This window comes from Richelia sinica FACHB-800 (genome assembly GCF_014698825.1).
Classification (GTDB): Bacteria; Cyanobacteriota; Cyanobacteriia; order Cyanobacteriales; family Nostocaceae; genus FACHB-800.
On record NZ_JACJTT010000039.1, the window covers coordinates 12,811 to 35,041 of the forward strand.

At 40.6% G+C, this 22,231-nt stretch carries 18 protein-coding genes and 1 tRNA gene; 14 read left to right on the forward strand and 5 right to left on the reverse strand.

What is annotated here, in order from left to right:
• Window positions 1-86 precede the first annotated feature (86 nt).
• The 3 genes from btpA (at window position 87) to H6G73_RS20250 (ending at window position 4,920) form a co-directional block, all read left to right on the forward strand.
• A complete protein-coding gene (gene btpA, locus H6G73_RS20240) occupies window positions 87-935 on the forward strand; it encodes a photosystem I biogenesis protein BtpA (protein WP_190607745.1) in 849 nt (282 codons plus the stop codon).
• A 94-nt stretch (window positions 936-1,029) separates the two neighbouring features.
• Complete coding sequence (locus tag H6G73_RS20245; RefSeq protein ID WP_190607747.1) at window positions 1,030-2,019, forward strand: vitamin K epoxide reductase family protein; 990 nt, start codon at window positions 1,030-1,032, stop codon at window positions 2,017-2,019.
• Window positions 2,020-2,703: 684 nt separating this feature from the next.
• Window positions 2,704-4,920, forward strand: a complete 2,217-nt coding sequence (locus tag H6G73_RS20250; protein WP_190607749.1) for a CHASE2 domain-containing protein — start codon at window positions 2,704-2,706, stop codon at window positions 4,918-4,920.
• A 12-nt stretch (window positions 4,921-4,932) separates the two neighbouring features.
• On the opposite strand, the gene H6G73_RS20255 is transcribed toward H6G73_RS20250, so the two are convergent.
• On the reverse strand, window positions 4,933-5,949 hold the full coding sequence (locus H6G73_RS20255; protein ID WP_190607751.1) for a potassium channel family protein: 1,017 nt from the start codon (window positions 5,947-5,949) through the stop codon (window positions 4,933-4,935).
• Window positions 5,950-6,343: 394 nt separating this feature from the next.
• Here H6G73_RS20255 and H6G73_RS20260 point away from each other — a divergent pair, with 394 nt between their 5' ends.
• A complete protein-coding gene (locus H6G73_RS20260; RefSeq protein ID WP_190607752.1) occupies window positions 6,344-7,633 on the forward strand; it encodes an aspartate aminotransferase family protein in 1,290 nt (429 codons plus the stop codon).
• A 253-nt stretch (window positions 7,634-7,886) separates the two neighbouring features.
• Entirely contained in the window at window positions 7,887-9,497 is a 1,611-nt protein-coding gene (locus H6G73_RS20265; protein WP_190607754.1) for a serine/threonine protein kinase, read from the forward strand.
• Here H6G73_RS20265 and H6G73_RS20270 read toward each other — a convergent pair.
• From H6G73_RS20270 to glcD, 3 genes are all read right to left on the reverse strand, one after another.
• Window positions 9,494-10,651: a CapA family protein gene (locus tag H6G73_RS20270; RefSeq protein WP_190607756.1), complete on the reverse strand. Its 1,158-nt coding sequence runs from the start codon at window positions 10,649-10,651 to the stop codon at window positions 9,494-9,496. The genes H6G73_RS20265 and H6G73_RS20270 overlap by 4 nt on opposite strands.
• Before the next feature lie 329 nt (window positions 10,652-10,980).
• Window positions 10,981-11,067 (reverse strand) — tRNA-Ser (locus H6G73_RS20275).
• 159 nt (window positions 11,068-11,226) lie between these two features.
• Window positions 11,227-12,693, reverse strand: coding sequence for a glycolate oxidase subunit GlcD (gene glcD, locus H6G73_RS20280; RefSeq protein WP_190607758.1), 1,467 nt, complete (start codon window positions 12,691-12,693; stop codon window positions 11,227-11,229).
• 324 nt (window positions 12,694-13,017) lie between these two features.
• Here glcD and H6G73_RS20285 point away from each other — a divergent pair, with 324 nt between their 5' ends.
• From H6G73_RS20285 to H6G73_RS20310, 7 genes are all read left to right on the forward strand, one after another.
• Window positions 13,018-15,315, forward strand: coding sequence for an MASE1 domain-containing protein (locus tag H6G73_RS20285; RefSeq protein WP_190607759.1), 2,298 nt, complete (start codon window positions 13,018-13,020; stop codon window positions 15,313-15,315).
• Between the two features lie 356 nt (window positions 15,316-15,671).
• Window positions 15,672-17,135: a signal recognition particle protein gene (ffh, locus tag H6G73_RS20290; protein ID WP_190607761.1), complete on the forward strand. Its 1,464-nt coding sequence runs from the start codon at window positions 15,672-15,674 to the stop codon at window positions 17,133-17,135.
• Entirely contained in the window at window positions 17,132-17,254 is a 123-nt protein-coding gene (locus H6G73_RS24910; protein WP_277925196.1) for a hypothetical protein, read from the forward strand. The genes ffh and H6G73_RS24910 overlap by 4 nt, the downstream gene beginning before the upstream one ends.
• Before the next feature lie 266 nt (window positions 17,255-17,520).
• Entirely contained in the window at window positions 17,521-17,781 is a 261-nt protein-coding gene (gene rpsP, locus H6G73_RS20295; RefSeq protein WP_190607763.1) for a 30S ribosomal protein S16, read from the forward strand.
• On the forward strand, window positions 17,762-18,172 hold the full coding sequence (locus tag H6G73_RS20300) for a KH domain-containing protein (protein ID WP_190607765.1): 411 nt from the start codon (window positions 17,762-17,764) through the stop codon (window positions 18,170-18,172). Before rpsP ends, H6G73_RS20300 begins: the two co-directional genes overlap by 20 nt.
• 340 nt (window positions 18,173-18,512) lie before the next feature.
• Entirely contained in the window at window positions 18,513-18,686 is a 174-nt protein-coding gene (gene rpsU, locus H6G73_RS20305; RefSeq protein ID WP_190607767.1) for a 30S ribosomal protein S21, read from the forward strand.
• A 99-nt stretch (window positions 18,687-18,785) separates the two neighbouring features.
• Complete coding sequence (locus tag H6G73_RS20310) at window positions 18,786-19,739, forward strand: PhoH family protein (protein ID WP_190607768.1); 954 nt, start codon at window positions 18,786-18,788, stop codon at window positions 19,737-19,739.
• Window positions 19,740-19,763: 24 nt separating this feature from the next.
• On the opposite strand, the gene H6G73_RS20315 is transcribed toward H6G73_RS20310, so the two are convergent.
• Entirely contained in the window at window positions 19,764-20,495 is a 732-nt protein-coding gene (locus H6G73_RS20315; protein ID WP_190607769.1) for a hypothetical protein, read from the reverse strand.
• Between the two features lie 262 nt (window positions 20,496-20,757).
• On the opposite strand from H6G73_RS20315, the gene H6G73_RS20320 reads away from it, so the two are divergent.
• Together H6G73_RS20320 and H6G73_RS20325 are read left to right on the forward strand one after the other, a co-directional pair.
• Window positions 20,758-21,159: a ChuX/HutX family heme-like substrate-binding protein gene (locus H6G73_RS20320; protein ID WP_190607771.1), complete on the forward strand. Its 402-nt coding sequence runs from the start codon at window positions 20,758-20,760 to the stop codon at window positions 21,157-21,159.
• Window positions 21,160-21,442: 283 nt separating this feature from the next.
• Window positions 21,443-22,222: a DUF6816 family protein gene (locus tag H6G73_RS20325; RefSeq protein ID WP_199317796.1), complete on the forward strand. Its 780-nt coding sequence runs from the start codon at window positions 21,443-21,445 to the stop codon at window positions 22,220-22,222.
• Window positions 22,223-22,231 lie beyond the last annotated feature (9 nt).

Here is a 22,231-nt window from a genome sequence, read left to right on the forward strand (position 1 = left end):
CAAATAACATCGCGCTCTGATCTGTTTATCCTTCATCCTTAGTCAAAAAACTATGAACTCAGGACTTTGCCAAGCAAATTAAAGACGTGGACTTACATCAGCTATTTAAAACTCGAACACCAATCATCGGCGTAGTTCACCTACTGCCATTACCTACATCACCGCGTTGGGGAGGTAGTCTCAAAGCGGTGATTGATCGTGCTGAACAAGAAGCAACCGCCCTGGCCAGTGGGGGGGTAGACGGGATTATTGTCGAAAATTTCTTTGATGCACCGTTTACTAAGAACCAGGTTGATCCAGCAGTTGTGAGTGCTATGACTGTAGTCGTGCAAAGGATACAAAACTTAGTAACTTTGCCCGTGGGCTTGAATGTTTTGCGGAACGATGGCAAAAGTGCGATCGCCATTGCTGCTAGTGTCAAGGCCCAATTTGTCCGTGTGAATGTACTCACAGGTGTGATGGCAACTGACCAAGGATTAATTGAGGGAGAAGCCCATCAATTACTGCGTTATCGACGGGAACTGGGAGCAGATGTGAAAATTTTCGCTGATGTATTAGTGAAACACGCCCGACCTCTGAGTTCTCCTAACCTAACAGTAGCCGTAAAAGATACTATTGAAAGGGGTTTAGCCGACGCAGTAATTTTATCTGGTTGGGCCACTGGTAGTCCGCCAAACTTAGAAGATTTGGAGCTAGCTAGTGGGGCTGCGGCTGGGACACCAGTATTGATTGGCAGCGGAGCTAGTTGGGAAAACATCGGCACGCTGTTACAAGCAGCAAATGGCGTGATTGTTTCTAGTTCTCTGAAACGACATGGTCAAATAGAGCAACCAATTGACCCGATTCGCGTCAGCCAATTTGTAGAAGCTGCACGGCGGAGTTGGAACTCCAAAGGGGAAAGTAAATCAGTTTCTTCTGTCAAATTACACTCGTAAGGAAAGTAATTAGGTAAGCGGTAATGGGGAAAATTAATTTCATCACCAATTACCGATTACCAATTACCAATCACTAATCACTAGTAGCAGTATTATGATTCGCCGCCGTTCTACTCCTTGGATTCATAAATGGTCACGTCAGATAATTGGAGCGATCGCAGGCTCTGGTGCGTTGATCACAGGCTATCTTACCTTTGAAAAATTAACAGGCAGAAACCCTGTTTGTACCTCACCAGAGGGTGTGAAGGGCTGCGTAGATGTGCTGTCTAGTCCTTGGGCAACGGTGTTGGGTCAGCCACTAGCACTGTTTGGGTTTCTGGCATATGTAAGTATGTTGACATTTGCCCTTCTACCTTTGGTATGGAAAGGAGGAGAAAGCAACACCAGCCGTAAACAGCTAGAAAACTTGACTTGGTGGTTACTCCTGGTTGGAGCGATCGCAATGTCAGTTTTCAGTGGTTATTTAATGTATGTACTAGCATTTAGTATTAAAGCCCTTTGTCCCTACTGTATCGGTTCGGCCTTCTTTTCTCTGAGTATGTTAGTAATTACTATCTTGGGACGAGACTGGGAAGATATCGGCCAGATTTTCTTTACCGCCGTTATTGTCGGTATGGTGACACTGATTGGTACACTAGGAGTTTACGCTGGGGTAAATACATCAGGTAACGTTGTCGAATCCACAGACGGTAAACCTGTACAAATTACTTTTACACCCAAAGAAAAACCCAATCCAGAATTTGGTTGGCAAATCACCACTACTTCTGGTGAAGCAGAGATTGAACTAGCAAAGCATTTAGTTAAAATTGGTGCAAAAGAATATGTGGCTTATTGGTGTCCCCATTGCCACGAACAAAAACTCATCTTTGGAAAAGAAGCTTATCAAATCATTGATGAGAACGTAAAAGTAGAATGTGCCCCTGATAGCCCCAAAGGTCAACCAGAGGTGTGCAAAGCAGCAAAAATTGAAGGGTTCCCTACCTGGATTATCAATGGTAATAGTTATAGTGGTGTACAAAACCTGGATCAATTAGCTCAAGCTACTGGTTATACTGGGCCACGTAACTTCAAATACTTTAAATAAAATACTTTCAATCAAAAGTAACAGTGGCGGTAGAGAGCAGGACACAGGAATTTTGTGATGCTATTTACCGCTATCTCTTTTTCTATCTTTTCATGTCGATGGGAAAATACGACACTTTAGACCTGAAAAACCTATAAAATCATACATTGCCAATGTTTGATTGTTGGTTGTTCAGTTTTCACTGGTGTAGCTCGTTGCAAGATATACAAGAAATATTCCCTAATAATACTCAACTTGTGGTGGATGCAAACAATGTAGTATTGGTTGCTAAATAGAATATATAAATCATAGGGTGCAGTTTTGGCTCAGGGAAGACAAAAGATGAATTCTGTTTTAGGCTAAGGGTCGGTGAGCAACTCTTTGTCCGATAAATAGGTGATTATGGCTCTTTTCAGTTGTCACTATACAGCAGATGGCAGCTTATGACTCTCTGGGTAGATGGCTTTTTCCTGAAAATTTTTACCTTATTACCTATAATCTGCTGTAAATCAAAAATATAGATTGGCGGTTTTGTTCCAGTCCTTTACTAATTACTAAGTAGTGAGGAAGTGGTGACAGAGAAATGAAACTATCACCTTGTCATGGTTGATAGGTCTGGAACATTTTTCACATAAATACAGTAATTAATGTCTAGGTACTAAATTACCAATTACCAAATCAGATTTTCCTCGCTCGGTAATAGGAATGTGTCAGCAATTATATGGTCATTTTAGCCAATTAATGTTGTCAGGAAAAAAAATCCTGGTGAAAGGACGTAGAGAACTGATAACAGCCTCACTGATTAGTTTATTTGTGCTGGTAGTGCGATCGCTAGGCTTGTTCCAGTCGTTGGAATTAGCAGCTTTAGATCAATTATTTCGTTTACGTCCTACTGAACCACTCAAGGATCGCATCACAATTGTGGCTATTGATGAAGAATCTTTGCGTCAAATTCGTTCTTGGCCGATTTCCGATCAAGTGGTGGCAGAGTTATTAAAACAAATCAATTCTCATCAGCCTCGTGCCATCGGTTTAGATATTTATCGAGATATGCCTGTGTATCCAGGTCATGCAGAATTGGAAAAAATATATCAATCTACTCCTAATTTAGTTGGTATTCAATTACTGGCAAATAATCAAAATACTAGGGTATTACCTCCACCTATTCTCCAAACATTTGGGCAGGTGGGATTTAACAATGTATTATTAGATCCAGATGGTACAGTCAGGCGAAGTCTATTGTATTGGCATATTAATCATCAAGCTTATGAAAGTTTTGCCTTAAAATTAGCGTTAATATACTTAAAATCTGAAGGAATTAAGCCCCAAAAAGCAGTAGATAATCCCCAAGATTTACAGTTAGGTAAAGCTGTATTTACGAGGTTGAAAAGCAATGATGGTGGATATGTGGGGGCTGATAATAGGGGTTATCAAATTTTAGCGAACTTTCCCAAACTCGATTGCGCTGGTGAATCAGCAAGTAATTGTCATTATCCTACGGTGTCTTTGGTAGATGTGTTAGATGGCAAGGTTGCTGATAACTTAATTCGCGATCGCATAGTTTTAATCGGTTCTACTGCACCAAGTCTTCAGGATTTCTTCTTTATCCCTTACTCCAGTCGGTTGAGTGGCACTGCTAAACCAATTACTGGTGTGGAATTACAGGCTCATTTTATTAATGAGTTTATTAGTGCAGCTTTGGTAGGAAGGCCAATTTTCCAAGTCTGGCCCAAAGTTCTAGAATCACTGTGGATTGTTACTTGGGCTGTAGTTGGTGCATTATCAATTGGTAACATCCGTCAGCCCAAAAATAGTATTATCACCTTATTATTTTCGGCATTGATACTAATTGGCAGTCCCTATTGGGCATTTTTATGGGGTTGGTGGATACCGATTGTACCTGCATTTTTGGCTTTTACCAGTTCAGCCATGGTGATCACTTATAGAATTGCTTATATGCAGGAAGAATTAAAGCGTTCTAAGGAATTTCTACATCATGTGATCAATACTATTCCCGACCCAATTTTCGTAAAAAATGAACAACATCAATTGATTGTTTTAAATGATGCCTATGTAAGTTTGATTGGTTATAACCATGAATTATTAATAGAAAAGTCAGATTATGACTTTTTTCCCCAACATCAAGCAGATGTATTTCGACAACAAGACAAACTGGTTTTTACAACTCGTAAACCCCATGAACATGAGGAAGAATTTACCGATGCTAATGGTAATACCTATATGATTGCTACCAAGCGATCGCTCCATAGAGATGCTGCTGGTAATTTCTTTTTGGTGGGCATCATTAGAGATATTACTCGCCGTAAACAAAAAGAAGAAGAACTCAAACGTACTGCTGCGGAATTATCTCGGTCTAACTATCAATTAAAGCTACAAGAAGACCACTTACGGCAATTGGCATATTACGACCCATTGACGGGTTTATGTAATCGCAAATGCTTTTTGGAAAAGTTATCAGAATCCTTATTGAGTGCGGAAAATCATCGCTTAATGTTGGGCTTACTGTTTATTGATTTAGATGGCTTCAAACAAGTAAATGATACTTTAGGCCATGATATGGGTGATTTATTATTAATAACTATTGCCCAAAGATTAAAAAACTCTCTACGTGCTAGTGATATAGTTTCTCGTTTAGGGGGAGATGAATTTACAATTATTATACCTACTTTGTCGAACTTACAAATTGCTGGACAAATAGCTGAGAAAGTATTGGGAATTATTACAGAACCTATTTTATTAAATGATACAACTGTGAAAGTTTCCGCCAGTATTGGTATTAGTGTCTATCCTCTCCACAGCCAAGATATTGACAATTTAATTAAACAAGCAGATATGGCTATGTATATGGCGAAAAAATCTGGCAAGAATGCTTATCAGTTGGCATTATCAAATCTAGAGTAAATGCCAGCAAATTTACACTTTTTTCGGTCGTCGCACTTGGTGAGAATTAATCGGTCCCAGAACTTGATTCAAGGCCCGTAATTGTTCTGCTGTCCCCATACACATGAGGGTGTCCCCTGGCATTAAAATTGTATCTCCTGTGGGCCCGCCAATCAGATTACCATCCAATCGGCGAATAGCAAGAACTAATGCCCCTGTTTGCGATCGCAATTTGGCTTTTTGCAAAGTTTGACCAACAAAGGGACAAAAGGCAGGATCAAGTAAGAATTCTTCCATGTATAATTGGCGATCTGCACCAGAAAGAATTCCATCCACAAAATCTAACACTTGGGGTCTGAGGGCAGCTGCGGCCATGCGCTTACCTCCCGTGATATAGGGCGAAATCACTGCATCTGCCCCACCTCGTTGCAATTTTTGTAAAGCTTCTTCTGTACTAGCGCGAGCGATCGCTCTAATTGCGGGATTCAGAGTTTTTGCTGATAAAACCGTGTATAAATTTTCTGCATCGGAAGGCAGGGCAGCAACAATACAAGTTGCTCTTTCAATCCCCACCTTGAGCAAAGTATCATCTAGGGTGGCATCACCTTGATAGATGGTGTAACCTTCATTTTGCGCCCTTTGGACAGATTCTATCTCCGAATCTACCACCACAAAAGCTACACCTTCAGCCCTAAATTCCTTGGCAATTTGTCTACCAGTCCGACTAAACCCACAAATAATATAATGCCCTGATAAAGATTCCATGACCCGCCTTTGTTGCCTTAATCTCAAACCGTCTTGAAAATACCCTTCGATGACTGCGGCCGTAAATCTATTGACAATGTAACCAATATTCACCACACCCATTAAAATCAGGGCAATGGTAAATAAACGCCCTCTGCTGCCCAAAGGGTTTGTTTCTCCATATCCCACAGTGGCTAGGGTAATCACTGTCATGTAGGCCGCATCTTCCCATGACCAACCCTCTACCAGCCAATACCACAAGGTACCAATGAAAAAAATACATCCCAGGGCCACTGCCCCAGCCATTAATTCCTGTTGAATACGCCGATATTTATACTCTAGGGGAGAGTAAATAATTTTTTTTTCACAGTAATTACTTATGTATAAATAAAGTTATGAAAGTCACATAGGGTTGCTTAAATTATAGTGGGAGTTTGAGCAAACTGTAATGCTGCTGACTATTTCACAGCCATTTCCGCCATTTAATTGGCAATTTTCAATATTTACGAAAAACTAGTAGAGTAGACTTTAAATCAGTTAACAGTGAACAGTAAAAAGTTATCAGATTGAGGGAAAGGAATTAAAATTCACCACTAACCCCCGCTTGCATCTATGAGGTTTCACCAAGGGATGAAACTGATAACTAATAACTGATAGCTAATAACTGATAACTGTTAACAGCTTATCAGGAGGAGCGGTAGTGAGTTTCCAAACTCTAGTTGCACAAGCCACCATGCCCCCACAGTCCAATGTTGCCCCATCTACGCCCTTTGATGCAGATAGCTTTAATCAAGCTGTCATGTCCACCTATGGACGCTTCCCCATTGCCCTAGAACGAGGTGCAGGTTGCCGTGTGTGGGATACCCACGGTAAAGAATATCTAGATTTTGTGGCTGGTATTGCCACCTGTACTCTAGGACATGCCCACCCTGTGATGGTGGAAGCAGTGACAAGGCAAATCCAAAAGCTGCACCATGTTTCTAATTTGTACTACATTCCTGAACAGGGTGAGTTAGCCCAATGGATTATTGACCATTCCTGTGCAGACCGGGTATTTTTCTGCAATTCCGGTGCGGAAGCTAATGAAGCAGCGATTAAACTGGCACGGAAATATGCCCACACAGTTTTAAATATCGATAAACCAATTATTCTCACTGCTAATGCTAGTTTTCATGGCAGAACTCTAGCTACTATTACCGCTACCGGGCAAGCCAAGTATCAAAAATACTTTGACCCTCTAGTTCCTGGCTTCCACTATGTTCCCTATAACGATATTACTGCCATCGAAACTGCCATTGGGGAATTAGATGAAGGTGATTATCGGGTGGCAGCTATTTTATTAGAACCTTTACAAGGGGAAGGTGGTGTTCGTCCTGGAGATATAGCCTATTTCCAAAAATTGCGGCAAATCTGCAATGAAACGGGTATTTTGTTGATTTTTGACGAAGTACAAGTGGGGATGGGACGCAGTGGTCAGCTGTGGGGTTACGAAAATCTGGGTGTGGAACCAGATATTTTCACCAGTGCCAAGGGACTGGGTGGTGGTATCCCCATCGGTGCAATGATGAGTAAGAAATTCTGTGATGTGTTCCAACCAGGGGAACATGCTAGTACCTTTGGTGGTAATCCTTTTGCTTGCGGTGTAGCCTTAAGTGTGTGTGAAACCTTGGTAAAAGAGAAGATTGTGGAGAATGTACAGAACCGGGGAGAACAACTGCGTCAAGGTTTAGAAGCGATCGCATCTCGTTATCCTCAGTATATCTCTGAAGTCAGAGGATGGGGCTTAATCAACGGGTTGGAATTACAAGCAGATACTCAGTTAACTGCCGCAGATGTGGTCAATGCTGCCATTGCAGAAGGTTTATTGTTAGTTCCTGCTGGGCCGAAAGTGGTTCGCTTTGTGCCACCGCTCATTGTCTCAGAAGCAGAAGTCAATCAAGCACTACAAGCTGTTGACAAAGCATTCGCTACCGCTAGTCTCCAGGCATAAACTCAGGGTGTGGGGATGAATATTTCCCTACACCACTTGACCCAAAATCTGCTATCAGCAATAATTTCCGTCTGCCAACTTTGAAAAAGACAAAACCGTTGCCATAATGGGGAAATGTTGCCCTTGGGGTGCTGACGCGAATCCAGGTTCTTTAAACTGAATGAGTGAATAAAACTATTGCTGAAGGGGCAATGGTTTGACAATTCCTTCAGATTCAAGACGTATCAGCTTAGTCAAGATTCTTAAATTCCCTATGTTAGCAGACAAAATTTTGCAGAATGGAAAATATAGTCTGATTGAAGAAATAGGTCGTGGTGGATTTGGTATGACCTTCAAGGCTATGCACCACTATTTGGGTCAAGAAGTGGTGGTGAAAACGATTAATGATAAACTGCGCCAAAATCCTGATTATGCCAAGTTTGAACGCCAATTTCAGGACGAAGCCAGAAGATTAGCAACTTGTATTCATCCTCATATCGTCAGGGTCAGCGACTTTTTTACTGAGGATGGATTACCTTACATGGTAATGGAATATATTCCTGGGGAAAATCTAGGTGAAGCCTTTGTTTTACCAGGTATACCTCTAGCGGAAGCAATAGCAATTCATTATATTCGCCAAATTGGTGCAGCTTTACAGGTCGTCCATCACAATGGTTTGCTGCATCGGGATATTAAACCGGATAATATTATTCTTCGTCAAGGCACTCAAAATGTAGTTTTGATTGATTTTGGTATTGCACGAGAATTTAATAGTGGTGTCCAGCAAACCCATACTGGTTTGGTCAGTGAAGGTTATGCACCGATTGAACAGTATCTATCCCAAGCACCCCGCACCCCAGCTACAGATGTTTACGGTTTAGCTGCTACTTTGTATGCGCTGTTGACAGGACGAGTACCTATTCCTTCATTATTGCGCGATCGCGAACCGATGCCATCTCCCCGTGAACTACAACCTCATTTGAGTGCCGCTGTAAATCAAGCAGTGATGCGGGGAATGGCTGTGGAATCTCGGTTTCGTCCAGCTACTGTAGGTGAATGGTTACAACTTCTTCCAGGTGCAGGCATAGATATCACCCCCCATATTCTCCCCACTCAAGCAGTACCAACTATTGATTTATCTGTACAACCAGCTGAAAAAGCCGCTGCTAATTATTCACCCATACAACCCCCAGAGGGAAAAGTTTTGACTGGGGAAAAAACAGCAGTGACATCTAAAGTTTTGATGAGTGTTGGTGTAGCCTTAGTAGCAGCTACCGCAGGTTTTAGCATCACCAAGATGTTACCCCAGTTCCAGAACCAACCAGATAGTAAGTTGTTGTTTGAACAACCCATTCAACCCGCTACCACACCTAAATTTACCCACAGTCTACCCAATCGTCAAAATGTAGATAGTCTCAGGAATACTGAGACAGAATCGACATCAACCTCAAGTTATCGACGACGTAAACGCGATCGCAATGTGGAAGCGGAAGCTAGTCCTAGCAAAAATAATAACATTCCTGCCTCTGAACAATCTTCCCCAGTGACTGAGGAAAAAAGACCAACAACTGCTACTTCTGAAAAACCTACTCCTGTAGTCACTGCATCACCATCTCTGATTGAAAAAATCAGAGACTCAAAATCTACTCCCGCACCAGAAAAACCACCCGCTACGGTAGACCAAACATCCACCCCTGTGAGGGAAAATAATAATTTACCTCCCGCACCAAAACCAGAAAATTCCCTACCAGACACAACAGCACCAAATTCCTCTAGTCCTGCTGGTGTGGTAGTGCCAACTGAAGAAACAAATTCTGTCCCCTCAGTTGACACACCATCGGACAAAGAAGATAAACAATTAAATTTGCCAATTAACCAAAATTAATTTTTTGCCAATTGATTTGAAACAATAATTTCACCACGTTGATTGATGGTGATTTGATTTTGGGGAAAATCTGCATTATTTAAATAACGCAACAATCCCACAGTCCGAAAATATTGGTCAATTTGGGGAATACCTTGTTTATTTAAGTGAACAGGAATCACTTTACTAGCCACTAAATTACCTGTGGAATCTAGTTTCACTTCTAATATCATCGAATAGGCAGTTTGTGCTTGTGTAGATAAAGTCCGGTATCCCAAAAAGTTACCTAAAGAATAGGCGATCATTTTGCCTTTATAGAATTCTATAGCTCTAGGCACATGAGGCCCATGTCCTAATATCAAATCTGCTCCCGCGTCAATCATTTTTCTGGCAAATTGCACGGAATTACCCCGATTTTCACCATAGAAAAACTCTGTTTTATTTTTCACTCGTAAAGCACTTGTTCCCTCTGCACCCACTTGCATAGAAACAATCACTATACTTGCTGTTTCTTTAGCTTTTTCTACCAGTGCTGTAGCAGCTTTAAGATTGTGAACAGAGTTGTAAAAGTTATATGTTGTAAAACCAATCATCGCAATTGGCACATCTTGAACTTGCAAATAAAGAATTTGATTTTTATGACCTAATGTTTTAATACCAACTGAATGCAAATTTTTGATAGTATCTCGCAATCCAACGATGCCAAAATCTAAAGCATGGTTGTTAGCTATGTTGAAAACATTAAATCCCACATCAGCAAACAGTTTGCCATAGCTAGGTGGAGAACGAAACGCAAAAGTTTGTCCACGACTAATATCTTTAGAACTGTAGGGATGATTGGTTAAACTACTTTCAAAGTTGCCGAAAACAATATCAGCCTTCTGTAAGTAACCTCTGACAGTGGGGGGGATGAGTAGATTGCGATCGCGTGGCAGTCTATGATTAGGAAAATTAGTACCAGGGATAATATCACCCACTGCTTTAATGGTCACGATATTATCGTCTGTTTCTAAATTAGGATTAGGATCTGGATTAGGTAATGGACTCTCTACTGTAGCAGCATCAGATTCCTGCAATTGTCCAAAGCGAATGATTGTTCCTAAGCCAATACCCAGACAAAAGCAAACACTCAGAAAAGCCAACGAGAAGAATTGCACGCGACGGCGATTTCTCATATTTTACTCCTACACCATACTCAGAGTCGAGCTTAGAAGTCAGTAATTTTTCTCACTCGTCTAGTATAGTTTAGTAGAAGCTATGAATAGGGTGTTGCAAAGACTCTGAGGACAAATTTAACTATGCTTAACAGAGTTAAGGGTGATTTAAAGTAGGTAGCAGGTGATAGATTAAAGTGCTAAAAGTCTGACATCAAAATCATAAAAATACCAATTTAATAAACCACGAAGACAGATATCGCTAACGCGCAGCGTTCAGTAGGTATAGGACACCAATGAAGAAGATGGGTAATCCTCAACCGGTAAGGGAATAACATTTGAAAAAATAACGGAGAGGGGGGGATTTGAACCCCCGTTGACGTTGCCGCCAAAGCGCATTTCGAGTGCGCCGCATTCAACCACTCTGCCACCTCTCCAGGGAATTTATTTACTTGTAAAGAGAAAATGCACGTAATTAGTGCCTTCAGCAATTATAGCACAATCACATCCAAATTAGTTATTTTCATCTTCATCCTGAGTCGAATTCTAACCTCGACAGGATAATTTCTTGTCTGAAAAACCTGATTAGCAAACAGTTAAAACCTATCAACATTGACATACTGCTGAGAAGATTTTGCCGCTTCTCCACAAGTACGGGGTGTAGGAAAAATCTTGCCAGGGTTGGCTAAACCTTGGGGATTAAACACAGTTCTTACCCATTGCATAGTATCTAAATCAGTATCACTAAACATATCCGGCATATAGCATTTTTTATCTGCACCAATGCCATGTTCACCAGAAATACTACCGCCTACTTTCACACAAAGCTTGAGAATTTCTCCTCCAACTTCTTCAACTTTCTCTAATTCTCCTGCGACAGAATTGTCAAATAAAATCAATGGATGTAGATTCCCATCTCCAGCATGGAAGACATTAGCAATTTGATAGCCAAATTTTTGACTTAATGCTGCAATTTCTTGCAAAACATAAGGTAATTTGGTTCTGGGAATTACCCCATCTTGAACATAGTAATCAGGACTGATATGTCCAGCCGCAGCAAATGCCGCTTTACGACCCTTCCACAACTTTAATCTAGTTTCCGGGTCAAAGGCAGTAGTGACATTTCTTGCCCCATTCCGTTTGCAAATTTCCTCTACACGCTGCTTATTAACTTGTACTTCTACATCTAAACCATCAATTTCCACCAATAGAATTGCTGCGGCATCACGGGGATAACAATTAGTGGCTACTACATCTTCTACAGCGTTAATGCTGATGTTATCCATCATTTCCATACCACCAGGAATAATCCCTGCACTAATAATGTCGGAAACGCTCTCTGCGGCTGCATCTACACTGGTAAAATCAGCTAACAGTACGCAAATAGATTCAGCCGTTTTGAGAATTTTTAAAGTAATTTCTGTGGCAATTCCTAAAGTTCCTTCAGAACCAACAAATACACCTGTTAAATCATATCCTGGTGTTTCGGGAATTTGTCCACCCACATCTACAATTGCACCATCAGGTAGGACTAGTTTTAAACCCAAAACATGGTTAGTAGTCACACCATATTTTAAGCAATGTACTCCCCCAGAATTTTCAGCAATATTCCCACCAATGGAACAAATAATTTGGCTGGAAGGGTCGGGAGCATAATAAAATCCTGACCCACTCACTGCTTGAGTTACCCAACTATTGATAACTCCTGGTTGAACAACTACACATTGATTTTCTAAGTCTAAACTGAGAATTTGGCGCATCAAGGAAGTGACAATTAAAACTGAATCTTCAATTGGTAATGCACCACCAGATAAACCTGTGCCAGAACCTCGCGCGATGAAAGGAACGGAGTATTGATTACAGATTTTGACAATTTCTGCGACTTGTTCTGTTGTTCTAGGTAAAACTGCAACCGCAGGACGTTGACGATAGCTAGTTAAACCATCACATTCATATGTAATTAATTCTTCTTTGCGTTGCACTACTCCTTTTTCACCAAGGACTGCAATAAATTTTTTGATAATCGATTTCCAGTCAATTTTTGGTTGATTTTGAGTCAGCATGGATTTTTGATTATAGAACGTAGATATGGAGAGAAAATTTTTCTTTATTGCTACTTTTTAGTGAATTGGCAATTATACAACTTGGTATCAGCTGTAATGGTGAGTTTTTCAGCTAATAAGGGTAATGTTACCGAATTTATAGCATATTTCAGCTAATTTACGTAGTTGAATTATTGACTTTAGTAGTAAATTTATATTTATGATCATTTTCCTAAGGTTGATATAAGCAGTAGCTTGGTCAAAAAATTCATCAGGGTGTTGATTTTGAGATACGCATCTTTAATTTTCTAAACAAATAACTATTTTTGCCAAATTCGGGTGCAGATGACGTTTAACTTACGACTTATATTTACTCGTTTGGGATTAATGGCAGTTTTAGCCTTGGGTTACTACGAGATTGCTCAATTTTCTCGAATTCTGGCTTCTACTCCCCAAAATGTCACTCCAGTTTGGCCTCCTGATGGTTTTGCAGTGTCAGCACTATTAATATTTGGATTTTGGATTTGGCCAGGAGTGTTAGTTGGTTCTTTCCTGGCAAACATTTGGGCATTTATTGATCACGCTAACATTATCACTATTGTTTCTTCTATTTTAGAAGTGTTAGCGATCGCTGTTGGCACTACCTTAGGTACCTTACTAGGCTGTTTCCTGCTTCGCAAATCTATCAGCAATAAGAAACAGTCTAGCTTAATGAGCGATCGCTCGCCCTTAAAAAAACTCACCCATGTGAGCAAATTTCTATTTTTCACCGGTATGTTAGGCCCTGTAGTCAATGCTACTGCGGGAGTGCTAGCTTTAACATTAGGTGGCAAGGTACCTTATAGTAATTTTACAGAAGTTTGGTTAACTTGGTGGGTATCTAATGTGGCTGGAATTTTTATTTTTGCTCCCGCATTGTTAACCTGGGGAGAAGTCATTCAAACTTATCTAATTACTGGTCAAGAACAGTTGGTTTTTCGCATTCAACCCAGAACATTTTGGCGGATTGCAGAAGCTGTTTTGTTACTAAGTATAGTTTTATGGATCGGTAGAAATGCTTTTTGGGGGGGATATTTCATCGAATATATGCTGATTCCCTGCTTAGTTTGGGCAGCATTTCGCTTTGGACAACTGGGTGCAACCAACCTGATTGTGATTGTAGCAGCGATCGCTGTACTAGGAACAGTCCGAGGACTAGGAGCCTTTGTCCGTCCCAACTTGAATGAATCTTTGATGTTACTACAATGTTTTATCACTGTCATTGTTTTAACTACGTTGGTTTTAAATGCAGTGTTGACAGAAAAGCAAAAAGCAATTCTGACTCTGAGTAATTCAGAAATGGAACTACTTGCCACATCTGCCGAACTCAAACATACAGCAGCAATTTTAGAACAACAAAAAACAGAACTATATCACAAAAATTTAGAACTAGCAGAAGCTAAAAAAATAGCAGTAGATGCGAACCGGGCCAAAAGTGAATTTCTCACTAACATGAGTCATGAACTCCGCACACCTCTAAATGGCATTCTAGGCATTTCCCAACTCTTAAAACATGAATCTAATCTGACAAAACAGCAAATAGAAGATATTGACATCATTTATGATTCAGGCTCTCATTTATTGACATTAATCAATGATATTCTGGATATTTCCAAAATTGAAGCGGGAAAAATGGAAATTGAATTCACTGATTTTCATTTCCTCAATTTTCTCAAAGGTTTATTAGAAATATGTCGCAATTCTTGTGTAGATAAGAAAATTGATTTTAATTATGAATTTGATGCAAATATTCCCATAATTGTTAAATCAGACGAAAAAAGATTACGGCAAATTCTGTTTAACTTATTAGGTAATGCCATTAAATTTACAGATGTAGGAATAGTAAAATTTCAAGTTAAACTGATTTATAAATATCAAAACAATGATACTCACATTGCTAAAGTTCAATTTATAATTACCGATACAGGTGTAGGCATACCCGTTGAAAAATTAGACAAAATATTCCTAGCATTTGAGCAAATAGGTGAAACTCGATTAAAATCTCAAGGTACAGGATTAGGACTAGCTATCAGTCAAAGAATAGCCCAGATGATGGATAGCGAAATTAAAGTGAGTAGTCAGTTAAATCAAGGCAGTGTCTTTAGCTTTGAACTAGATTTGATCGAGAAAGAGATATTGACTACTGAAGAATTATTACAGTATATAGATTCTAATCAAATAGAATTTGATACTACATTTTCTCAAAAAATGCCTTTAAAAATATTATTAGCAGAAGATAATATTATTAATCAAAAAGTAGCAGAAAAACTATTCTTTAAATTAGGATATAAAGTTAATATTGCCATTAATGGCTTAGAAGTAATGGAAAACTTAACTAGGCAATTGTATGATGTCATTTTTATGGATATACAGATGCCTGGATTAGATGGTATAGAAACTACAAAAGCAATTCATCAAGAATATGACCCATCAAATCGCCCTTATATAATTGCCATGACTGCTAATGCTATGGAATGTGATAAAGAGCAATGTTTAGCTGCTGGCATGGATGATTATATTACTAAGCCTATAAAAGTAGGAGCCATTATTCAAGCCATTCAATTGTTGCAACAAAAACGAAACTCTGGCTTCAATTACTTTTAATTCCTCTCACCTTCAATAGATATCTTCAGAAATTAAAGATACCTTGTCTATAATCCTTGTAAAGACGTTCCGTGGCTAGGGATTCTCGGCTCTACCTTCTTTTTCACCAGATGTCTAATATGAACCAGTGACAATTTTGGCAGTTTATATCAAATTGTTGGGCATCTGGGCGATATATTCCTTTATCTCCCTGTAAAATAGCTGTTCTTACCTTTCCATCCCAGCCAACACCGACTATACCAGCCCCAAGAGTTAGAAATCTAGCTGTTAAAGTCGTTATGAAAACCACTAAGCTGGTAAATAGCACGTTCAAAGTCTCAAGACTTCTCCCCTGGCTCACTAGTTGTAACTAAATTATGTTTGAAGCACTATCTGACCGTTTAGAATCCGCCTGGAAAAAACTGCGGGGACAAGATAAAATTTCCCAATCCAACATTCAAGATGCTTTGCGGGAAGTACGCCGCGCCTTGTTGGAAGCTGATGTCAACCTCCAGGTCGTTAAAGATTTTATTAGCGAAGTTGAAACCAAAGCCCAGGGAGCAGAGGTCATCACCGGCGTGCGCCCTGACCAACAGTTTATCAAAATTGTTTACGATGAACTGGTACAGGTAATGGGGGAAGAAAATGTGCCCCTGGCAGAAGTTGAAGGTAAAACCACCATTGTGTTAATGGCAGGGTTACAAGGTACTGGTAAAACAACAGCATCTGCTAAATTAGCTCTACATTTACGGAAATTAGATCGTAGCTGTTTGTTAGTAGCCACGGACGTATATCGACCCGCAGCAATTGATCAGTTGATTACACTGGGTAAGCAAATTGATGTACCAGTATTTGAATTAGGTAGTGATGCCGACCCGGTGGAAATTGCCCGTCAAGGTGTGGAACGGGCCCAAGCAGAAGGTATAAATACAGTCATCATCGATACAGCAGGGCGCTTACAAATTGACCAAGATATGATGGCGGAATTAGCCCGCATCAAGGCAACAGTCCAGCCTGATGAGACTTTGTTAGTAGTAGACTCAATGACTGGTCAAGAAGCTGCTAACCTTACACGTACCTTCCATGAACAAATTGGCATTACTGGGGCTATTCTCACCAAGTTGGATGGTGATAGCCGTGGTGGTGCGGCTTTGTCTGTCAGACAAATTTCTGGTGCACCAATTAAGTTTGTGGGGGTGGGTGAAAAAGTTGAGGCCCTCCAACCCTTTTATCCTGACCGGATGGCTTCACGTATTCTGGGTATGGGTGATGTCCTTACATTAGTAGAAAAAGCCCAGGAAGAAATTGACTTGGCCGATGCAGAAAAAATGCAGGAAAAAATCCTGTCTGCCAAGTTTGACTTCACTGATTTTCTCAAACAGATGCGCCTGTTGAAAAACATGGGGTCTTTGGGCGGAATCATGAAGTTGATTCCAGGGATGAATAAACTTTCTGATGACCAATTGAAACAAGGAGAAACACAGCTAAAACGCTGTGAAGCGATGATTAATTCCATGACCGTTCAAGAACGGCGTGACCCCGATTTATTGGCAAGTTCTCCCAGCCGTCGCCGTCGCATTGCCTCTGGTTCAGGCTATAAAGAAGCGGATGTGAGTAAACTAGTAGCTGATTTCCAAAAAATGCGATCGCTCATGCAACAAATGGGTCAAGGTCGCTTCCCTGGAATGCCTGGTATGTTTGGCGGTGGTTCCATGGGTGGTGGGCCACTTGCTGGTGGTCGTCCCGCTAGCCCAGGTTGGCGTGGCTACCCTGGAGGCGCACCCCCAGCCGCGAAAAAGAAGAAAAAAGAAAAGAAAAAGAAAGGCTTTGGCACTCTGTGAAGAGAGGTGACAGGGAACAGGTGACAGGTGACAGAGAGAAGAAGACAGAAGTTACAGAAGTTGCAGGAGGCAGAAAGAAGAAGACAGAAGTTGCAGAAGTTGCAGGAGTTACAGAATAATTAATGCCATTGCTGCTGAATTCTTGCATTTTTAAACTCCTGTTCGCGCAGCGTGCCGTAGGCATACTCCTGGCTTCTGAACTCCTGAACTTCTGAACTCCTGAACTTCTGAACTTCTCATCATTACCAATAGCCTTTCCTACCAAGCAAGTGCTAAAATTAGCATTTCAGCGTCGGAAGTTTTAGCAAGAGGCATTTAGCCTGCTCACTTCCTCGTGAACTACTCATAAACTCATTACCTAGAAACAGGAAAACAAGTTCTCACAATGATCAAACTGCGCTTAAAGCGATTCGGTAAAAAACGGGAAGCAAGTTACCGCATTATTGCTATTAATAGCCTGACTCGCCGTGATGGTCGCCCCTTGGAAGAGCTAGGATTTTACAACCCTAGAACAGATGAAGTAAAATTGGATGTTGAAAACATTGTTAAGCGACTAAAGCAAGGCGCTCAACCTACGGACACAGTTCGTCGCATTCTAGAAAAAGCTAACGTTTTTGAACAGGTCAGTGCAACAGCCGCATCATAAGCTTGCTCACTCTTCCACAGCTAGTCCAGATTACGTTGGACTAGTTAAATTTCTGATTCAGCCGTTTTTAGAATCTCCAGATTCTTTAAGCGTTGATTGTGAAATGTCTCACACTTTGAAACGGGCATGGATTCGCATTGCCTTTGACAGCGAAGATAAAGGAAAAGTGTTTGGTCGCGGGGGACGTAATATACAAGCGATTCGCACGGTAATAGCCGCATCAGCAGAACTGGCTGGGTACTCAGTCTACCTAGACATCTATGGCAGCACTGCCCAAAATCGGGATGGTATGTCTTTTGATGAAGAACAGGAAGAGCGACTACCACCACCTAGATCAAGAGAAAGACGCGGACATCATCCCAGACCGATTGCGAAGCCCCGTACTCGCTAGTCTCATCAGTCTACTTGCTGGTAGCAGACAGCAGAAAGAAGATTGCTTGTCTCGTCTTGTTTCCAGCCTTTTTACCGGATAGTTATTTTCGCCATGCTGCACTAAGTTTTCACTGGTTCAGCACGGCGTAAGTAATACCTGGGCTATAGTTAATCGCCCAAAAAATTTGGTAAACTAATTTAATTGCCAAAAAATAACCAATTTTTGACTATTTTTGGAACTCCTATTGAGGATTTGAGTCAGTGGATTTTTCATTTCTATTGAAGCAATTACAATAGGGTTTAGTGTTGAACCTAATAAACCAACTCTGGTGATCTCTGTCAGGAGGTGAAAGCAGGGAGTGGCTGAAGTTCGTTTGGGTGAACATGAGTCGATTGACTCAGCACTAAGACGGTTTAAAAAGAAAATTCAAAAAGCTGGCATTTTGTCAGAAGTTAAACGCCGGGAAAGATATGAAAAACCTAGTCTACGGCGTAAACGTAAAGCAGAAGCAATACGCAAAGGCTTTCGTTAACAGTTTTTCCCTTTTCCAGGGAAAAATTTGAAATCAAAAATTAGCAACTAAGAGGCGCAATTAATTGCGTCTCTGTATTTTTTTAAAAATAAAAATTATATGGCAGATGCCTTAACAATTCAGCTGCCTAATATTCCGAGTGCGATCGCTCTGGCGGGATATGGGGAAGAAAATATCAAACTCCTCTCTCGACAAACAGGAGCGAATTTAGTATTGCGTGGACAAGAATTACTAATTTCGGGTACAGAGAAGCAAGTTGACCTAGCGGCAAGATTAGTGCGATCGCTGGAAAATCTGTGGAGCCAAGGGAATAATATTTCCAGTGCCGATATTCTCACAGCCCGTCAAGCCTTAGATGCTCATATCGAAGACCAACTCCAAGACTTACAGCGCAACATCCTCGCTAAAACCCGTCGTGGTCAAGAAATTCGCGCCAAAACCTTTCACCAGAAAAAATACATAGAAGCCATTCGCAAGCGTGACCTCACCTTTTGCATCGGCCCCGCTGGTACAGGTAAAACCTATCTTGCTGTTGTCGTCGCCGTTCAAGAACTCCTTTCTAACCAAGTCGAACGGCTGATTTTAACTCGTCCCGCCGTTGAAGCAGGAGAAAAATTAGGATTTCTCCCCGGAGACTTGCAGCAAAAAGTCAATCCCTATCTCCGACCCCTGTATGATGCCATCAACGAATTCATCGACCCCGAAAAAGTTCCTAATTTAATGGAAAGGGGTATCATCGAAGTTGCACCACTAGCCTATATGCGGGGACGCACCTTAAATAACGCCTTTGTCATTGTCGATGAAGCCCAAAATACTACACCTGCTCAAATGAAAATGGTGTTGACCCGCCTCGGCTTCAACTCCCGCATGGTCATTACTGGAGATATTACCCAAACCGACTTACCACCAAACCAACAATCAGGTTTAACTGTAGCCTTACAAATTTTAAAAAACGTTGAAGGCATCGCCATTTGTGAATTTACCCAAAAAGATGTCGTTCGCCATCCCTTAGTTCAGCGCATAGTTGCTGCCTACGAACAACACGAAAGATAGGGATGACAAATGGCTATACAGCCGTCAACCACATTGCCAAAAGAACCAACCACCAGGTTTTCCTGATTGATGTCGAAGAAAAATATACCCAATCCCTGCATCTCCAAAGTTAGGGCCGTCGCAAACCCAATGTTGTGAAGATGGATAAATGTAGATTCCGTTTTGAGTAGCAGGTTTTTGGAAGAACTTGTAGGAACTGCTCAACTGACCAATAAATATCCATCTTTCACCTGGTGCTTCACTTGAACTCTGCACCCACTCTGGAACACTTCCAAGTTTTGTTTCGGTGTACACTCTGTCCCGCATTTCATCCGGTAGATTCCAGCGTTGCTCATCAGCATAAAATGCAGATACCTGATCTAAAGAGATGCCATCATCCTGGGCCAGCCAATCAACGATACGCGCTTCAGGTTCAATGGGTGGAGAATCTGCTGGCATCGGTGTGAGACCATCTGAGAGTTCATCTGGATCAAGAACAAAACAGGCATTAGCCCCAGATCCCCCTTCCCAAGTTGGGCATTCCCCTGGGTTGTGGTTGCATTGAAAAACAAGGAGTGTACGACCCAATTTACCTAAATCTAGTCTCTCTGGGTTGTGGACAAATTGAGCCAGAAGCGATTGGCTTCCTCCACAATGACTACAGATAGGGTACTGTTCTGGTTTTAAACCCCAGGGTAGACCTCCCAGCTTTTCTTCCAATTTTTCTTGAGGTGGGAGATCCGGGCTTAACTTGAGGTTAGGAATAAAGTATCTCAATGACTATCCCTCTTTTGCTCTCTCAGCTTAACTTTGACCCCCGACAGATAACATTAACTGCATATTAACTAATGACTTAGGCTGTATAACTCTTTCTTATCCGGAAGACTTCTTTTTTAAACCTCTATTTTGGATATTATACAGAAGTTGTCTTTTGTAGAAAAGTCTCAATAGATAAGTTTGAGTAAGTTTTATGTAACGGTAGTGTAACCCCCGCCCTTACAATGGGTAATAGTGAAAAATTGACAAATGACAAATCTCTATGACAACAACATTGAAAGAGTTTTTAGAAGCTTGTGAAAACTTAGGAACCCTACGGTTAATTGTGACTAGCAGCGCCGCAGTTTTAGAAGCAAGAGGCAAGATAGAAAAACTATTTTATGCTGAATTGCCCAAAGGTAAATATGCAAATATGCACACCGAAGGCTTTGAATTTCATTTGAATATGGACAAAATTACTCAAGTGAAATTTGAAACAGGAGAAGCTAAAAGAGGTAACTTTACAACCTACGCCATTAGGCTTTTAGACGAAAAACAGGAAGCAGCTTTAAGTCTATTTTTACAATGGGGTAAACCTGGTGAATATGAACCAGGACAAGTGGAAGCATGGCAAGCATTAAAAGAAAAATATGGTGAAATTTGGCAACCATTACCCCTTGAATAATTAATCTGCTAATTACAAATTAGGAGTAAATTTTTAGGGTGTGTTATGCCAATAGCTAATGCCAATTTTAAACACCATGAAACAAATAGGTAGGTTGGGTTAAGCAACAGCGAACCCAACAAATACTTATCAATGTTGGATTATATCTACGGCACGATACGCTAACTATCTAGCTATACGTTCTCTGCCAAAACTACATTGGTAGTAATAATTTTGGGAATTGGCATAACACGCTTTTTATAATCAATTTGCATATTTATTCAGAATAAAATCTCAAATTGTGATGATATTTAAGTGGATTTGGAGTATTTTATTGATAATTTTCCTGCTAATACCAAGCCAACCAGCCGCAGCAGGAGAATTAGCAGAACATTTAGCAAATTTTCCCCATTGGGAAAAATTAACCTCTGTCAAACCAGCTACAGGAGATTTAGTTTATCCTGACTGGATGGCTGGAACTTGGCAAGTTAAAAGTACCTTAGTTGATTTAGCTGCACCTTTAGCACCAGATATTTTGACTCCTGGCTTTGCAGGAAATCGCCAGCAGTTAAATAAATCCGTAGATTTTTTAGTGAGATTTATCAAAGTAAAGCCAAAAATTTCTCAATCAACGATTATTCCTAAATTAGAAAATCCAGCAGAAATATTAGTAGCTGACCGAGAATTTAATAGTTTGAATTTAACAAAAGCTTATTTAGGAGATGATGCAGTTATTTCCACGAAAGTAGACCCAGAATCACCAAATCGTCAAATTACCTTTTTGCGGGGAGAACGTCAATTAGTTTCTATAGTTACCGCACGGGCTATAGAAACTAAGCCTGATGGTCAATTTATCGCCACAGAGGTTTTTCAACAATTATTTAAAGGTGGTTCGCGCCCATATTTTAATACTGTAGAATCAACCACAGCTTATCAGCAATTATCCACAAATTCACCTCAAATTATTGCTGATCAAGTCACTGCCGTTTACCTTTCTCCCCAAGATCCAGATTACTTTAAAGCTGGTTCCCTCCCCGTAGCACTTTATCGTTATCAGTTGGAATTTTCTCCCATATCACCGTAAATTAACCGA

Excerpts from the sequence above, each read along its gene's own strand:
- H6G73_RS20245 (WP_190607747.1), top strand. The coding sequence starts at position 1,030 with ATGATTCGCCGCCGTTCTACTCCTTGGATTCATAAATGGTCACGTCAG.
- H6G73_RS20250 (WP_190607749.1), top strand. The coding sequence starts at position 2,704 with ATGTGTCAGCAATTATATGGTCATTTTAGCCAATTAATGTTGTCAGGA.
- H6G73_RS20255 (WP_190607751.1), bottom strand. The coding sequence starts at position 5,949 with ATGGCTGGGGCAGTGGCCCTGGGATGTATTTTTTTCATTGGTACCTTG.
- H6G73_RS20265 (WP_190607754.1), top strand. The coding sequence starts at position 7,887 with ATGTTAGCAGACAAAATTTTGCAGAATGGAAAATATAGTCTGATTGAA.
- H6G73_RS20270 (WP_190607756.1), bottom strand. The coding sequence starts at position 10,651 with ATGAGAAATCGCCGTCGCGTGCAATTCTTCTCGTTGGCTTTTCTGAGT.
- glcD (WP_190607758.1), bottom strand. The coding sequence starts at position 12,693 with ATGCTGACTCAAAATCAACCAAAAATTGACTGGAAATCGATTATCAAA.
- H6G73_RS20285 (WP_190607759.1), top strand. The coding sequence starts at position 13,018 with ATGACGTTTAACTTACGACTTATATTTACTCGTTTGGGATTAATGGCA.
- ffh (WP_190607761.1), top strand. The coding sequence starts at position 15,672 with ATGTTTGAAGCACTATCTGACCGTTTAGAATCCGCCTGGAAAAAACTG.
- rpsP (WP_190607763.1), top strand. The coding sequence starts at position 17,521 with ATGATCAAACTGCGCTTAAAGCGATTCGGTAAAAAACGGGAAGCAAGT.
- H6G73_RS20310 (WP_190607768.1), top strand. The coding sequence starts at position 18,786 with ATGGCAGATGCCTTAACAATTCAGCTGCCTAATATTCCGAGTGCGATC.
- H6G73_RS20320 (WP_190607771.1), top strand. The coding sequence starts at position 20,758 with ATGACAACAACATTGAAAGAGTTTTTAGAAGCTTGTGAAAACTTAGGA.
- H6G73_RS20325 (WP_199317796.1), top strand. The coding sequence starts at position 21,443 with ATGATATTTAAGTGGATTTGGAGTATTTTATTGATAATTTTCCTGCTA.